Below are 13,734 nucleotides of genomic sequence, written 5' to 3'. Positions count from 1 at the left end.
ACGCCTTTGGAACCATCTAAGACCACCCCAGCTAGCTGTCGATGCCACCCCAGCTCCGCACCAGCCGAGCCATGTCGGGCGCGCCGGCGGCGTCCTTCTCCAGCCCTTCGGCGACACCGACGCGGTCGGCGACAGGCCGGTTCTGGCTGACTTTCCACTTGCCGCTGATTTCGGCGATCTCGATCTCAAGCCCGACAATGCCCTTGATTTGCGACTGGATGAAGGTCGGCGGCGCATCGGTCACCGCCCAGGGTGCCTCGCGGGCGCCTTCCTGCGACAGCGTCAGCTCGGTGATCTGCTGCGCGATCCAGGCGGAATCCTCGATCACTCTGACGGTTCCTCGCACCTGGACAATGGCGTAGTTCCAGGTCGGCACGACCTTGCCGGTCTCGCGCTTGGTCTCGTACCAGGACGGCGTCACATAGGCGTCGGCGCCCTGGAAGACGACCAGCACCGGCGATGTCGGATTGTCGGCCAGCTGACGCCATTGCGGGTTGGCCCTGGCCAGATGGGCGCGCAGCCGGCCATTCGGCCCAACCTCTGCATCAAGCAGGAAAGGAATGGCATTGGCGACCGGGCCATCGGTGCCGTTGGAGATCAGCAACCCCAGCGGATGCGTCCGGATCAGCCCGTGCAGGACGTCCGGCCGCGTTTCCTGGAAATGGGGAGGCTGGTACATGATCGGTCATGCCTTCTTGCGCTGGCTGAACCGGCATTGTGCACCGTTCAGCCGAGCCGCGCCACATGTCAGGCTGGCTTCACCGTTTGGATCAGCCGAAATGGCATTGTCGCGCCCATGATGGGCACGACTGTGACGGCATCGGACCGGGAGTTTTTGTTTTGACGCAATTCCGGACGGAAAACCCGTTTGCACTTTTCCTGGAATTGCTCTTAGCGCAGCCGCTTCGGCCGCGGATCGGACAATTCGCCGGCCAGCCGTCGGTCGAGATAGTCGGCGCATTCCTCGAGCAGCAGATCGGCGTCGTTGGCGAAGAAGTGGTTGGCGCCGGGCAAGGTCTTCTGCGTGATGGTGATGCCCTTTTGCGTGTGCAGCTTGTCGACCAGGCCCTGCACATCCTTGGGCGGCGCCACCTTGTCGGCATCGCCATGGATGATCAGACCCGATGACGGGCAGGGCGCCAGGAACGAGAAATCATAGGTGTTGGGCTGCGGCGCGATCGAGATGAAGCCCTCGATCTCGGGCCGGCGCATCAGAAGCTGCATGCCGATCCAGGAGCCGAAGGAATAACCGGCCACCCAGCAGCTCTTGGAATCCGGATGCAGCGACTGCACCCAGTCGAGCGCTGCGGCGGCATCCGACAATTCGCCGGTGCCGTGGTCGAATTCGCCCTGGCTGCGGCCGATGCCGCGGAAGTTGAAGCGAAGCGTGGTGAAATCGCGCTTCTGGAACATGTAGAAGAGGTCATAGACGATCTTGTTGTTCATCGTGCCGCCGAATTGCGGATGCGGATGCAACACGATGGCAATCGGCGCGCTCTTCTCCTTGGAAGGCTGGTAGCGGCCCTCCAGGCGGCCGGCCGGACCGGTGAAAATGACCTCAGGCATGAAATACTCCAAATGGCATACGAATGCGCGGCGCCCGGAACAATTCTTACTCCAGCCCCAGCCCTTCCGGGCCTTGACGCAGGGCAAGCGTCTTCTTAGAAGCTAGTTTAGAATTGTTCAAAACTGGATAGCCAGCCGTGACGGCCCGGCCATCCTCGCCGCAAGCCGCGTAAATAGGACGTCTTGCCTTGCAATTTCAAGGAAATAACGCGCTATCCTTGCGGAAAGGGTCTTGACGGGATCGATTGGGTGAAAATGGCCGCAGCACGCGCCTATCTCGACTACAATGCCAGCGCGCCGCTCATTGCCGAGGCGCGCGAGGCGATGATTGCCGCGCTCGATCTCGTCGCCAATCCGTCGTCGGTGCATGCCGAGGGGCGCGCGGCGCGGCGCTTGATCGACACTGCCCGGCGCGATGTGGCAGCGCTTGTCGGCGCCAAGGCCGAGCATGTCGTCTTCACCTCCGGCGCGACGGAAGCCGCATCGACGCTGCTGACACCGGATTGGCGGATGGGCCGTGGCACGGCGCGCATGAGCCGGCTCTATGTCTGCGAGGCCGACCACCCTTGCCTGTTGAACGGCGGCCGCTTCCCGGCAACACAGGTTTCGCAGATCGGCGTCGACGCCGATGGCATCGCTGACCTCGCTCAGCTGACAGCCGCTCTGGCCGCGCATGACAAGGCCGAAGGCCTGCCGTTGGTCGCGATCCATGCGGCCAACAACGAGACCGGCGTCATCCAGCCGATCGAGGCAATCGCTGCAATCGTCAAGGCGGCGGGCGGCATTCTGGTGGTCGACGCGGTGCAGGCTGCGGGCCGCGTTCCCATCGATATGTCAGCGGCTTACGCCGACTATTTGATTCTGTCTTCGCACAAGATCGGCGGCCCCAAGGGTGTCGGCGCCGTCGTTGCGGCAGCCGATCTGATGATGCCGAAGCCGCTGATCAATGGCGGCGGCCAGGAAAAGGGCCATCGCGGCGGCACCGAAAACCTGGCGGCCATCGCCGGCTTTGGCGCCGCGGCGCGGCAGGCTTTGGCTGGACTGAAAGACGTCGAAGCGATCGCGCAACGCCGCGGCGAGGTCGAGAAAACACTCAAAACGCTGGTGCCGGACGCAGAAATCTTCGGAACCGGCGCGCCAAGGCTTGCCAATACGACATTCTTCGCTATTCCCGGCATCAAGGCCGAGACGGCGCAGATCGCTTTCGATCTGGCTGGCGTTGCGCTGTCGGCGGGATCGGCCTGTTCGTCGGGCAAGGTCGGGCCGAGCCATGTGCTGATGGCCATGGGTCATGGTGACAGCCTCGGGGCTTTGCGCGTGTCCATCGGTCGCGCAACGAGCGCCGGGGACATCGAACTGTTTCGTACGGCGCTGGCCGAAATCGCCCAGCGCCGGGCGGGCAGGGAACAAGCCGCCTGAAGGCTACAAAGAATTCAGGCCTCGCGGCCTGGTAGAGCCGTGCGTTTGCAACTGGCCGGGTGAATTCCCGGCCGAGACGCACTATATGAAACTTACGCCGCCTTCGGCGCCTCATGGGCAGCCCTCGGCGATGCCATAGTTTGAAAACTGTCGGGCCTTGACCCCGGCGTGGATGGAGAACGCTTATGCCTGCTGTGCAGGACACGATCGATCGGGTCCGAAAGATCGACGTCGACCAGTACAAATACGGATTCCAGACAGAGATCGCGATGGACAAGGCCCCCAAGGGCCTGAGCGAAGACATTATTCGCTTTATCTCGGCCAAGAAGGATGAACCGTCCTGGATGCTGGAATGGCGTCTGGAAGCCTATCGGCGCTGGCTGACGCTGGAAGAGCCGACCTGGGCGCGCGTCCATTATCCGAAGATCGACTTTCAGGACCTCTATTACTACGCGGCGCCCAAGAGCACGCCCGGCCCGACCTCGCTGAGCGACGTCGATCCCGAGTTGTTGAAGGTCTACGAGAAGCTCGGCATTCCGCTGCGGGAACAAGAAATCCTCGCTGGCGTGCAGAAGACCGACGTCTCCGATCTCGAGGAGCCCAGCGACAATGTCTACAAATCGGGCCGTGTCGCCGTCGACGCGGTGTTTGATTCCGTTTCCGTCGTCACCACGTTCAAGAAGGAACTGGCGCAGGCCGGCGTCATCTTCTGCTCGATCTCGGAAGCCATCCGCGAGCATCCGGAGCTGGTGCAGAAATATCTCGGCTCGGTCGTGCCGACATCCGACAATTTCTACGCCACGCTGAATTCGGCTGTCTTCACCGACGGCTCGTTCGTCTTCGTGCCCAAGGGCGTGCGCTGCCCGATGGAGCTGTCGACCTATTTCCGCATGAACGAGAAGAACACCGGCCAGTTCGAGCGCACGCTAATCATCGCCGAGGAGGGGGCTTACGTCTCCTATCTCGAAGGCTGCACGGCGCCGCAGCGCGACGAGAACCAGCTGCATGCCGCCGTCGTCGAACTGGTGGCGCTCGACGATGCCGAGATCAAATATTCGACGGTGCAGAACTGGTACCCCGGCGATGCCGAGGGCAAGGGCGGCATCTACAATTTCGTCACCAAGCGCGGCGACTGCCGCGGCCACCGTTCGAAGATCTCGTGGACGCAGGTCGAGACCGGTTCGGCGATCACCTGGAAATATCCGAGCTGCATCCTGCGCGGCGACGATTCCTCCGGCGAGTTCTATTCGATCGCTGTGTCGAACGGCTACCAGCAGGTCGATAGCGGCACCAAGATGATCCATCTCGGCAAGAACACGTCGAGCCGCATCATCTCCAAGGGCATCGCCGCCGGCTTCTCGCAGAACACCTATCGCGGCCAGGTCTCGGCGCACCGCAAGGCGACCAACGCCCGCAATTTCACCAATTGCGATAGTCTCCTGATCGGCGACCAGTGCGGCGCGCACACCGTGCCCTACATGGAAGCCAAGAATTCGACGGCGCAGTTCGAGCATGAGGCGACGACGTCGAAGATTTCGGAGGACCAGAAATTCTACGTCATGCAGCGCGGCATCCCCGAGGAAGAGGCGATCGCGCTGATCGTCAACGGCTTCGTCAAGGATGTCATCCAGCAGCTGCCGATGGAGTTCGCGGTCGAAGCGCAGAAGCTTATCGGCATCAGCCTCGAGGGCTCGGTCGGCTGACCGGACAATATATATCCAGGAAAGAAAAAATGCTTGAGATCAAGAATCTGCATGCCCGCATCGTCGATGACGGCACCGAGATCATCCGCGGCCTGAACCTGACGGTGAAAAACGGCGAGGTCGCCGCCATCATGGGCCCGAACGGCTCGGGCAAATCGACGCTGTCCTACATCCTCGCCGGCCGCGAGGACTATGAGGTCACCGAAGGCGACATCCTCTATAACGGCCAGTCGATCCTCGAAATGGATCCGGCCGAGCGCGCCACCGCGGGCATCTTCCTCGCCTTCCAGTATCCGATGGAGATACCTGGCGTCGCGACCATGGAATTCCTGAAGGTGGCGATGAACGAGCAGCGCAAGGCGCGCGGCGAGGAGCCGCTAAAAATTCCGGAATTTTTGAAGCGGGTGAAAGAGGCGGCAGCCTCGCTCAACATGGACATGGCGATGCTGAAGCGGCCGCTCAATGTCGGCTTTTCCGGCGGCGAGAAGAAGCGGGCCGAGATCCTGCAGATGAAGCTGCTGGAGCCAAAGCTCTGCGTGCTCGACGAGACCGATTCAGGCCTAGACATCGATGCGCTGAAGATCGTCTCGGACGGCGTCAACGCGCTGCGTTCGCCCGACCGTGCCATCATCGTCATCACCCACTACCAGCGCCTGCTCGAGCACCTCGTGCCGGATAGCGTGCATGTGCTTTACAAGGGCCAGGTGATCAAGTCCGGCGACAAGTCGCTGGCGCTCGATCTCGAAGCCAATGGCTATGCCGGCGTGATCGGCGAAGCCGCGTGAGATGCCAGGTCATTTTGTACCAAAAGACAGGGCCAAGCTTATGAACATGCATTCGACACCCCAGCGCACCCAGGCCGAAACGGCGCTGATCGACGCTTTCGGCGAGCGGCTGTCGCTGCTGCCGGGCGACGGTGCGGTGATGCTGAAGCGCGACGACGCCATCGAGGCGATCAAGCACGGCCTGCCGACGCGGCGCATCGAATCCTGGCATTACACTGACCTGCGCCGGCTGTTGACCGCGGTGCCGGCGTTCGATCCGACGGCCGCCGCCAAGGGGCTGGCTCCCATCGTCGAAGGTTCCGCCGTGCTGGCAGTTCTGAACGGCGTCTCGAGTGCGAAATTCCCTGCCATCGAAGGCGTGACCGTCCAGCGCCTGTCGGAAAAGCTGACCGATGGCTCGATTGCGCCCGGCCTCGACCCCTATGGCAGCGATGACGCCATCGGCGCGCTGAACACTGCTTTCGTCGCCGACGGCTATTTCGTCGACATCGCCGATGGCGCAGCACTGGAAAAGCCGGTCGAATTGCAGAACGTGCAAGCCGGCGGACAGACCCATGTGCGCTTTCCCGTGCGTGTCGGCGCCGGCGCCAAGGCTGCGATCGTCGAGCGTCAGGCGGGCGAGGGCGCGGCTCTGGCCAGCTCCGTCAGCCAGCTGGTGCTCGACGAAGGCGCCGAGGTGACCTGGCTGATCATCCAGGAACAGCCGGAGACGGCCACCCATCTGGCGCAGTTCAAGGCGCATCTCGGCAAGAATTCGAAACTGACACTGTTTTTCATGAATGCCGGCGGCAAGCTTGTGCGCCAGGAGATCGTGGTGAAGACCACGGGCGAAGGCGCCGACTTCAAATTGCGCGGCATCAACCTGCTCGCCGGCGACACCCATACCGACGTGACCATGGTGCTCGACCATGCCGTGCCGCATACGACGTCGACGGAAGTGATCCGCAATGTCGTGACCGGCAAGGCGCGCGGCGTCTTCCAGGGCCGCATCAACGTCCACCAATACGCGCAGAAGACCAACGCCAAGATGGCCTGCAACACGCTGCTTCTGTCGGATGATGGCGAGTTCTCGACCAAGCCGGAGCTCGAAATCTTCGCCGATGACGTCATCTGTGGCCATGGCGCGACCGTCACCGAGATCGACCACAACCATCTGTTCTATCTGATGGCGCGCGGCATCGACGAGAAGAGCGCCCGCGGCCTGCTGGTCAAGGCGTTCGTCGCCGAAGTGATCGAGGAACTGGACGACGAAACCATCGTCGAGGCCCTGGAAACAAGGCTCGACGACTGGTTCGTGGCGCATGGGTAGCGCCTCCCCTTCTCCCCTTGTGGGTCCGAAGGACGGGCGAGGCAAGTGACACGCCCCGGGCGGTGGCCGAGCGAAGCTCGGTCGGGTGAGGGGTGCGTGACGAAGTGAGGCGGTGCCTCAAGAGAGCTTGTAATGGACCAGAAGATCGAAACAACCCCATACGACGTCGAGGCGATCCGCCGCGACTTCCCGATCCTGTCGCGCGAAGTCTACGGCAAACCGCTGGTCTATCTCGACAATGGCGCCTCGGCGCAGAAGCCGCAGGTGGTGCTGGATACGATCCAGCACGCCTATTCCCAGGAATACGCCAACGTGCATCGCGGCCTGCATTTCCTGTCGAATGCCGCAACCGACGCTTATGAGAAGGCACGCGAGACGGTGCGCCGTTTCCTCAATGCGCCAAGCACCGACAACATCGTCTTCACCTCGAACACGACCGCGGCGATCAACACCGTGGCTTACGGCTATGGCATGCCCAATATCGGCGCGGGCGACGAGATCGTGCTGTCGATCATGGAGCACCACTCCAACATCGTGCCGTGGCATTTCATCCGGGAGCGGCAGGGCGCCAAGCTGGTCTGGGTGCCGGTCGACGATCTCGGCATCTTCCACATCGAGGAATTCGAAAAGCGGCTGACCGACAAGACCAAGCTCGTCGCCATCACGCATATGTCGAACGCGCTGGGCACGGTAACCCCGATCAAGGAGATCGTGCGCATCGCGCATTCGCGTGGAATTCCCGTACTTGTCGACGGCAGCCAGAGCGCCGTGCACATGCCGATCGACGTGCAGGATCTGGATTGCGACTTCTTCGTCTTCACCGGCCACAAGGTTTACGGGCCGTCCGGCATCGGCGTGCTTTACGGCAAGAAGGATATTCTCTCGGCCATGCGCCCCTTCATGGGCGGAGGCGAGATGATCGAGGAAGTGACGGAAGACGTCGTCTCCTACAACGAGCCGCCGCACCGCTTCGAGGCCGGCACGCCGCCGATCGTGCAGGCGATCGGGCTGGGTGCAGCATTGGAATACATGGAAAAGATCGGCCGCGAGCGCATCGCCGCGCACGAGGCCGACCTCAAGACCTACGCACACGAGCGGCTGCGCGCCATCAACTCGCTGCGCATCTTCGGCGACGCGCCGGACAAGGGCGCCATCATTTCCTTTGAGTTGCAGGGCATTCATGCCCATGACGTGTCGATGGTGATAGACAGGCAAGGTGTTGCCGTCCGCGCGGGCACCCATTGCGCCCAGCCGCTGTTGAAACGCTTTGGCGTAACCTCCACATGCAGGGCATCGTTCGGCATGTATAATACCAGGGCCGAAGTCGACGCTTTGGCCGATGCGCTGGAAAAAGCGCGCAAGTTCTTCGGGTGACAGGTTCTTTGGATGACGACCATGGATGATGCGAGCCACACCACCGCGCCGGAAGCAGCCATCAATCCGCTGGTTTCCGCCTCGGCCATTCCCGCCGACGAACTGGCGCGGCTGACCGACGACATCGTCTCGGCGCTGAAGACGGTCTATGACCCGGAAATACCGGCCGACATCTATGAGCTCGGCCTCATCTACAAGATCGACATCGAGGACAACCGCGCGGTCAAGATCGACATGACGCTGACCGCGCCCGGCTGTCCGGTGGCCGGCGAAATGCCCGGCTGGGTGGAAAACGCCGTCGGCGCCGTCGAAGGCGTCTCCGGCGTCGAGGTCAACATGACCTTCGACCCGCCCTGGTCGCCCGACCGCATGTCGGAAGAGGCGCAGGTGGCGGTGGGCTGGTACTAGGTTGACTGAGGTTGGTGCACTTGCACCAGTGGTAAAACTTCACCATTTTAGGTGAGGAATCATTCGGCAGGCCTTGAACCTGCATGGAATGGAAGAGGAAAAAGAATGGGACGCTTCGCCGTCATCACGATGACCGAAAAGGCCGCCGACCGGGTGCGCGAGATCGTCGCCACGCGCGACAATGCGCATGGCATTCGCCTCGGCATCAAGAAGGGCGGCTGCGCCGGCATGGAATACACGGTCGACCTGGTGACCGAGCCCAATACCAAGGACGACCATATCGAACGCGACGGCGCGCATGTCTATGTCGCGCCCGAGGCTGCCCTTTTCCTGTTCGGCACCGAGATGGATTTCGAGCAGACCACGCTGCGCACCGGCTTCACCTTCCACAACCCGAACCAGAGTTCGGCCTGCGGCTGCGGCGAATCCGTCGAACTGAAGCCCGCCGACCTGAAGGCGCTGGCTGAAGCGCGCGCTTCCGCCTGATCTTTCCTTCGCCCCGTTCACGGGGAGGTGAGGAATGGTCCGCGCAGCGGGCGAAAAGCCAATTGCTTGGCTTTTCGAATGACGAACGGCCCGAAGGGCCGGGTGAGGGGCAGCGCTAACCATCGGAAGTCGCGCTCCGAGCCCTCACTTCACCCACATCTTCGTCCGCTTGTGCCAGTCGGCGATCGATTCCTCGGGATAGACGTCGAACGCCTTGTCCTTTTTGCCGATCACCGGCTCGACCCAACTCGCCTTGTATTTCAACATCAGATGCACCTTCTCCGGCGGCTTCGGCAGCTCGCTGTCGATTGCCGAGGCGAAGGGGTGGACCAGGTCCGGCCATGTCGGATCGTAGAGCCAGAGCGCCGAACCGCACTTCTTGCAGAAATTGCGCTCGCCCGTCGAAATCTCGCACTTTGGATGCTCGTCGTCCGCGATCTCGGCCTGGTAGACGCCGAGATTGCGCTTGCCCTTGATTTTCAGCGTCTTGTAATCGGCGCCGAGATTGATGGCGAAGCCGCCGCCGCCCTGCTGCTTGCGGCAGATCGAGCAGTAGCACAGCATGAACGGCACCGGCGTGTTGCTCTCCACCTCGAAATGGACGGCATCGCAGCGGCAGGATCCCTTGAGCAGCAGCGGCATGACAGAACTCCGACGGATGGCTCTCAACTTGCCAGCATGGTTTTTGGTTGCAGCCATGGCAAGCCCGGTGACATGATTGCGGCATGGACAATGAACGCATCGAAGAACTGTTCGAAGGCCTCGGCCCGGTCAGTATCCGAAAACTGTTCGGCGGCAAGGGTATCTATTTCGACGGCGTCATCGTCGCTATCGTGCTGCGCGGCGAATTGCTGCTCAAAGCTGACGAGCAAAGCGCGTCCGACTTCGAAGCCGCCGGCTGCAAGCAATGGACCTATACCGGCACCCGCCACGGCAAGCTGGTCGCGATGCCATACTGGAGCATTCCCGACAGCGCGTTTGATGATCCTGACGAGATGAGGGTGTGGGCGCGCCGGGCTTATGAGGCGGGACGAAGGGCGGGGAAGTGAACCGGGACCGCCGCGTTTCTTCCCACCCCCCTCTGTCCTGCCGGACATCTCCCCCGCAAGGGGGGAGATCAGTTGTCACATTGGCCTTCGCCAATCACCAACGTTGAAAATGGGAGCCTGCGGCTAAGCTGTTAATCTCCCTCCTTGCGGGGGAGATGGCCGGCAGGCCAGAGGGGGGTGCTGTCCCGCCGACGTAGGCGATCCTACAGCGCCGTCGCAATCCTCGCCGCCAGCCGCGCATTGTTCTCGACCAGCGCGATGTTGGTCTTCAAGCTCCGGCCGCCGGTCAGTTCGAGGATTTTGCCCAACAGGAACGGCGTCACCGCCTTACCGGTCACATTCTGCGCCTCGGCCGCCTTCTGCGCGGCCTCGATGTAGCCGGCCATCTCGTCGGCCGGGATTTCATCGTCCTGCGGCACCGGGTTGGCGATCAGCATGCCGCCGACCAGGCCAAGTGCCGCCCTGGTCTTGTAGAAATGCGCGATCTCTTCCGGTCTGTGCAGGGTCAGCGGCGCGCGGAACGGCGAATGCCGCGACCAGAAGGCCGGCATCGTCTCGCAGCCATGGCCAATCACCGGCACGCCGCGCGTCTCCAGCACTTCAAGCGTCTTTTCGATGTCGAGGATCGCCTTGGCGCCGGCCGAGACGACGATGACCGGCGTGCGCGCCAACTCGTCGAGATCGGCCGAGATGTCGAAGCTTTTTTCCGCGCCCTTGTGGACGCCGCCAATGCCGCCGGTGGCGAACACCTTTATCCCGACCATGTCGGCCGCGATCATGGTGGCGGCGACCGTGGTGCCGCCGGTGCGGCCTTGCGCGACTGCAAAGCCGAGATCGGCGCGCGACAGCTTCATGGCATCGCCGGTCATGGCCAGCGACTCGCGCTCGCCGTCGGACAGTCCGATCTTGATTCGGCCGGCGACCACGGCGATCGTCGCCGGCACCGCGCCATTGTCCAGGATGATCTTTTCGACATTGGCGGCCATGGCGCCATTGTCGGGGTAAGGCATGCCATGGGTGATGATGGTGCTCTCCAGCGCCACGACCGGGCGGCCAGCGGCGAGCGCCTCGGCCACGGGCGCGTGGAGGTCGATCAAGGGGCGGGCGCTTTGCGGTGTCATGATGGTCTCCGATCCGGAGATCCGCGCGTCCGCTTGGACGTCGCGCTCCGGCAATGGCAATTGGCCGCCCTCATGCCATTTCCTGCGCGTCGGGCACAAGAGCCAGTGCCTCGGTGAAGGTCGCGGCGGTGAAGGCCGGCACGGCATCCGAACTTTCGATGGCGAGCGTCGCCGCGGCAACGCCTTCGCGGAGGGCCTGGCGCAATGCCAGGCCGCGCAGCAGGGCAGCGATGGTGGCGCCGGCCAGCGCGTCGCCGGCGCCGGTGACGTCGGCGACTTTTCTCGGCGCCGGCGGCAGGATAGAGAAGGCGCCGGCTTCGTCGAATCCCAGCACCGGGCCGTCGCCCGCCGTCACCACGCCACTGGTGAGGCCGCTGCAGCGCAGTCCGTCGACGGTCTCGCGCTCGGTGGCATTGGCATCGACGCCGGCCAGCACCATGGCCTCGCGCCGGTTCATGAAGACCTGCGCGAGCTCCTTCAGCACCGGTATCATCCGCACCACCTTGGCCGGCGAAATGGCAATGGCGAACACCGGCTTGCCGGCGGCGAGCCCCACCAGCCGCTCCAGCGCCGTTGATGACAGATTGGCGTCGCAGAGCACCGCATCGGCCTCGGCGACCACCTCGCGCACCTTGGAGCGGCGGATCTGCTTGGGGAACGCCAAATCGTAGAGCGCCATATCGGCAAAGCCGGTGATCAGCTCACCGTCGCGATCGATCAGCGCCGTGTAGCTCGGCGTCGTGCGGTCGAGGAAAACCGCCGACAGGTCGGCAATGCCGGAGTCGGCGATGGCGCGCGCAACCGTCTCGGCCGAGGCATCGCCGCCGCGCACCGACAAAAGCGAGGCCGAGACGCCGCGCCGCACCAGGCTGCGCAGCGCGTTGAATACGCCGCCGCCGACATCCTCGCGCATCGTGCCGGGGTTGGACGCCGCGGGCACGTACGTGCCCGACACCTGGCCGCGGCGATCGATATGGGCGCCGCCCACCGCCAGTATCTTTGCTGATTTCACCATGCCGGCGATATGACCTTTGTTATTCGAGCCGCACAAGCGCTACGCTGTGCGGCGGAGCTTCGCAGGCAAGCCGGCGATTCGGCCGATCGAAACAGCCGGAGCGTCTGGCCCAATGGTGGATACATCCGGAAACGAAGGCGTGAGACAAAAAAAGAACAAATCCGGATAAAGATTGCTTTTCAGATATTTGACCCCTCTTGCCAAACGAGAACAAAAGTAGTACAAAATGGGCAGGGATTACGGATTGTCCGGCCTTCATTGACGACCAAGGGGTGATGTATCATGGCTCAGAATTCTTTGCGGCTTGTAGAGGACAAAGCGGTGGACAAATCAAAGGCTCTGGACGCGGCGCTGTCGCAAATCGAGCGCGCCTTCGGCAAGGGCTCGATCATGCGGCTTGGCGCCAACGAGCAGGTCGTCGAGATCGAAACCGTGCCGACCGGATCGCTGGGCCTCGACATCGCGCTTGGCGTCGGCGGCCTGCCGCGCGGCCGCATCGTCGAGATCTACGGGCCGGAAAGCTCGGGCAAGACGACACTGGCGCTGCACACAGTTGCCGAAGCCCAGAAGAAAGGCGGTATCTGCGCCTTCGTCGATGCCGAGCACGCACTCGATCCGGTCTATGCCCGCAAGCTCGGCGTCGATCTGGAAAACCTCTTGATCTCGCAGCCGGACACCGGCGAGCAGGCGCTAGAAATATGCGACACGCTGGTGCGTTCAGGCGCCATCGACGTGCTGGTCGTCGATTCGGTGGCGGCGCTGACGCCGCGCGCCGAAATCGAAGGCGAGATGGGCGATTCTCTGCCCGGTCTTCAGGCGCGTCTGATGAGCCAGGCGCTGCGCAAGCTGACCGCCTCGATCTCGCGCTCCAACACCATGGTCATCTTCATCAACCAGATCCGCATGAAGATCGGCGTCATGTTCGGTTCGCCCGAAACCACGACCGGCGGCAACGCGCTGAAATTCTACGCTTCGGTGCGCCTCGACATCCGCCGCATCGGCTCGGTCAAGGACCGCGACGAGGTCGTCGGCAACCAGACCCGCGTCAAGGTCGTCAAGAACAAGCTGGCGCCGCCCTTCAAGGTGGTCGAGTTCGACATCATGTATGGCGAGGGCGTCTCCAAGACCGGCGAACTGGTCGATCTCGGCGTCAAGGCCGGCGTGGTCGAGAAGTCCGGCGCCTGGTTCTCCTACAATTCGCAGCGTCTCGGCCAAGGTCGCGAAAACGCCAAACTGTTCCTGCGCGACAATCCCGACACGGCGCGTGAGATCGAACTTGCGCTGCGGCAGAATGCCGGGCTGATCGCCGAGAAATTTCTTGAAAATGGCGGCCCCGAGCGCGGCGAAAGCGACGACGGCTTCGAGGAAGAATCCGGCGCCATGTAGGGCACGGCCAGAGTTCGGCCATAAAAATCCAGTCTATTATCCGATGATTAAGTAACCGAGTTCTTTAGTATTGCGTTTCAAACCGCCGGCCTTCGCGCCGGCGGTTTTCGTTT

General features: G+C 62.7%; 14 protein-coding genes. 9 read left to right on the top strand and 5 right to left on the bottom strand.

What is annotated here, in order from left to right:
- Nucleotides 1-31 precede the first annotated feature (31 nt).
- The gene (locus NKJ57_RS06115; RefSeq protein WP_023700865.1) at nt 32-679 is read right to left on the bottom strand and encodes an FMN-binding negative transcriptional regulator; all 648 of its coding nucleotides are present in this window, start codon (nt 677-679) and stop codon (nt 32-34) included.
- Between the two features lie 212 nt (nt 680-891).
- Nucleotides 892-1,566 carry an alpha/beta hydrolase gene (locus tag NKJ57_RS06110; RefSeq protein ID WP_023669128.1) on the bottom strand — a complete coding sequence of 225 codons (675 nt, stop codon included), beginning with the start codon at nt 1,564-1,566 and terminating at the stop codon, nt 892-894.
- A 255-nt stretch (nt 1,567-1,821) separates the two neighbouring features.
- Here NKJ57_RS06110 and NKJ57_RS06105 point away from each other — a divergent pair, with 255 nt between their 5' ends.
- From NKJ57_RS06105 to sufA, 7 genes are all read left to right on the top strand, one after another.
- Complete coding sequence (locus NKJ57_RS06105) at nt 1,822-2,985, top strand: cysteine desulfurase family protein (RefSeq protein ID WP_027049529.1); 1,164 nt, start codon at nt 1,822-1,824, stop codon at nt 2,983-2,985.
- Nucleotides 2,986-3,170: 185 nt separating this feature from the next.
- A complete protein-coding gene (sufB, locus tag NKJ57_RS06100) occupies nt 3,171-4,688 on the top strand; it encodes a Fe-S cluster assembly protein SufB (RefSeq protein ID WP_023706434.1) in 1,518 nt (505 codons plus the stop codon).
- A gap of 29 nt (nt 4,689-4,717) precedes the next feature.
- A complete protein-coding gene (sufC, locus tag NKJ57_RS06095; RefSeq protein ID WP_352511288.1) occupies nt 4,718-5,473 on the top strand; it encodes a Fe-S cluster assembly ATPase SufC in 756 nt (251 codons plus the stop codon).
- Between the two features lie 40 nt (nt 5,474-5,513).
- Complete coding sequence (gene sufD, locus NKJ57_RS06090; RefSeq protein WP_352511286.1) at nt 5,514-6,782, top strand: Fe-S cluster assembly protein SufD; 1,269 nt, start codon at nt 5,514-5,516, stop codon at nt 6,780-6,782.
- 132 nt (nt 6,783-6,914) lie between these two features.
- Nucleotides 6,915-8,156, top strand: a complete 1,242-nt coding sequence (locus NKJ57_RS06085) for a cysteine desulfurase (RefSeq protein ID WP_023734521.1) — start codon at nt 6,915-6,917, stop codon at nt 8,154-8,156.
- 21 nt (nt 8,157-8,177) lie between these two features.
- Nucleotides 8,178-8,564: an SUF system Fe-S cluster assembly protein gene (locus tag NKJ57_RS06080; RefSeq protein ID WP_023709315.1), complete on the top strand. Its 387-nt coding sequence runs from the start codon at nt 8,178-8,180 to the stop codon at nt 8,562-8,564.
- A 105-nt stretch (nt 8,565-8,669) separates the two neighbouring features.
- The gene (gene sufA, locus NKJ57_RS06075) at nt 8,670-9,050 is read left to right on the top strand and encodes a Fe-S cluster assembly scaffold SufA (RefSeq protein WP_013532156.1); all 381 of its coding nucleotides are present in this window, start codon (nt 8,670-8,672) and stop codon (nt 9,048-9,050) included.
- Nucleotides 9,051-9,194: 144 nt separating this feature from the next.
- Here sufA and NKJ57_RS06070 read toward each other — a convergent pair whose 3' ends face one another.
- Nucleotides 9,195-9,692 carry a GFA family protein gene (locus NKJ57_RS06070; RefSeq protein ID WP_023706439.1) on the bottom strand — a complete coding sequence of 166 codons (498 nt, stop codon included), beginning with the start codon at nt 9,690-9,692 and terminating at the stop codon, nt 9,195-9,197.
- 83 nt (nt 9,693-9,775) lie between these two features.
- Here NKJ57_RS06070 and NKJ57_RS06065 point away from each other — a divergent pair, with 83 nt between their 5' ends.
- On the top strand, nt 9,776-10,099 hold the full coding sequence (locus tag NKJ57_RS06065; RefSeq protein WP_023750772.1) for a TfoX/Sxy family protein: 324 nt from the start codon (nt 9,776-9,778) through the stop codon (nt 10,097-10,099).
- Between the two features lie 203 nt (nt 10,100-10,302).
- On the opposite strand, the gene NKJ57_RS06060 is transcribed toward NKJ57_RS06065, so the two are convergent.
- The gene (locus tag NKJ57_RS06060) at nt 10,303-11,220 is read right to left on the bottom strand and encodes a pseudouridine-5'-phosphate glycosidase (protein WP_031245513.1); all 918 of its coding nucleotides are present in this window, start codon (nt 11,218-11,220) and stop codon (nt 10,303-10,305) included.
- A gap of 70 nt (nt 11,221-11,290) precedes the next feature.
- Nucleotides 11,291-12,235 (bottom strand): carbohydrate kinase family protein, encoded by a 945-nt coding sequence (locus NKJ57_RS06055; protein WP_352511284.1) that lies wholly within the window; start codon nt 12,233-12,235, stop codon nt 11,291-11,293.
- 282 nt (nt 12,236-12,517) lie between these two features.
- Here NKJ57_RS06055 and recA point away from each other — a divergent pair, with 282 nt between their 5' ends.
- On the top strand, nt 12,518-13,621 hold the full coding sequence (gene recA / locus NKJ57_RS06050) for a recombinase RecA (RefSeq protein ID WP_023669117.1): 1,104 nt from the start codon (nt 12,518-12,520) through the stop codon (nt 13,619-13,621).
- Nucleotides 13,622-13,734 lie beyond the last annotated feature (113 nt).

The sequence above is a fragment of the Mesorhizobium sp. M0077 genome (genome assembly GCF_040322955.1).
GTDB lineage: Bacteria > Pseudomonadota > Alphaproteobacteria > Rhizobiales > Rhizobiaceae > Mesorhizobium.
Note: the sequence above shows the minus strand (reverse complement) of the source record. Positions and strands in the feature narration are given on the sequence as shown.

Excerpts from the sequence above, each read along its gene's own strand:
- NKJ57_RS06085 (WP_023734521.1), top strand. The coding sequence starts at position 6,915 with ATGGACCAGAAGATCGAAACAACCCCATACGACGTCGAGGCGATCCGC.
- sufD (WP_352511286.1), top strand. The coding sequence starts at position 5,514 with ATGAACATGCATTCGACACCCCAGCGCACCCAGGCCGAAACGGCGCTG.
- NKJ57_RS06060 (WP_031245513.1), bottom strand. The coding sequence starts at position 11,220 with ATGACACCGCAAAGCGCCCGCCCCTTGATCGACCTCCACGCGCCCGTG.
- NKJ57_RS06080 (WP_023709315.1), top strand. The coding sequence starts at position 8,178 with ATGGATGATGCGAGCCACACCACCGCGCCGGAAGCAGCCATCAATCCG.
- sufB (WP_023706434.1), top strand. The coding sequence starts at position 3,171 with ATGCCTGCTGTGCAGGACACGATCGATCGGGTCCGAAAGATCGACGTC.
- NKJ57_RS06110 (WP_023669128.1), bottom strand. The coding sequence starts at position 1,566 with ATGCCTGAGGTCATTTTCACCGGTCCGGCCGGCCGCCTGGAGGGCCGC.
- NKJ57_RS06055 (WP_352511284.1), bottom strand. The coding sequence starts at position 12,235 with ATGGTGAAATCAGCAAAGATACTGGCGGTGGGCGGCGCCCATATCGAT.
- recA (WP_023669117.1), top strand. The coding sequence starts at position 12,518 with ATGGCTCAGAATTCTTTGCGGCTTGTAGAGGACAAAGCGGTGGACAAA.
- NKJ57_RS06105 (WP_027049529.1), top strand. The coding sequence starts at position 1,822 with ATGGCCGCAGCACGCGCCTATCTCGACTACAATGCCAGCGCGCCGCTC.
- sufA (WP_013532156.1), top strand. The coding sequence starts at position 8,670 with ATGGGACGCTTCGCCGTCATCACGATGACCGAAAAGGCCGCCGACCGG.
- NKJ57_RS06115 (WP_023700865.1), bottom strand. The coding sequence starts at position 679 with ATGTACCAGCCTCCCCATTTCCAGGAAACGCGGCCGGACGTCCTGCAC.
- NKJ57_RS06070 (WP_023706439.1), bottom strand. The coding sequence starts at position 9,692 with ATGCCGCTGCTGCTCAAGGGATCCTGCCGCTGCGATGCCGTCCATTTC.
- NKJ57_RS06065 (WP_023750772.1), top strand. The coding sequence starts at position 9,776 with ATGGACAATGAACGCATCGAAGAACTGTTCGAAGGCCTCGGCCCGGTC.
- sufC (WP_352511288.1), top strand. The coding sequence starts at position 4,718 with ATGCTTGAGATCAAGAATCTGCATGCCCGCATCGTCGATGACGGCACC.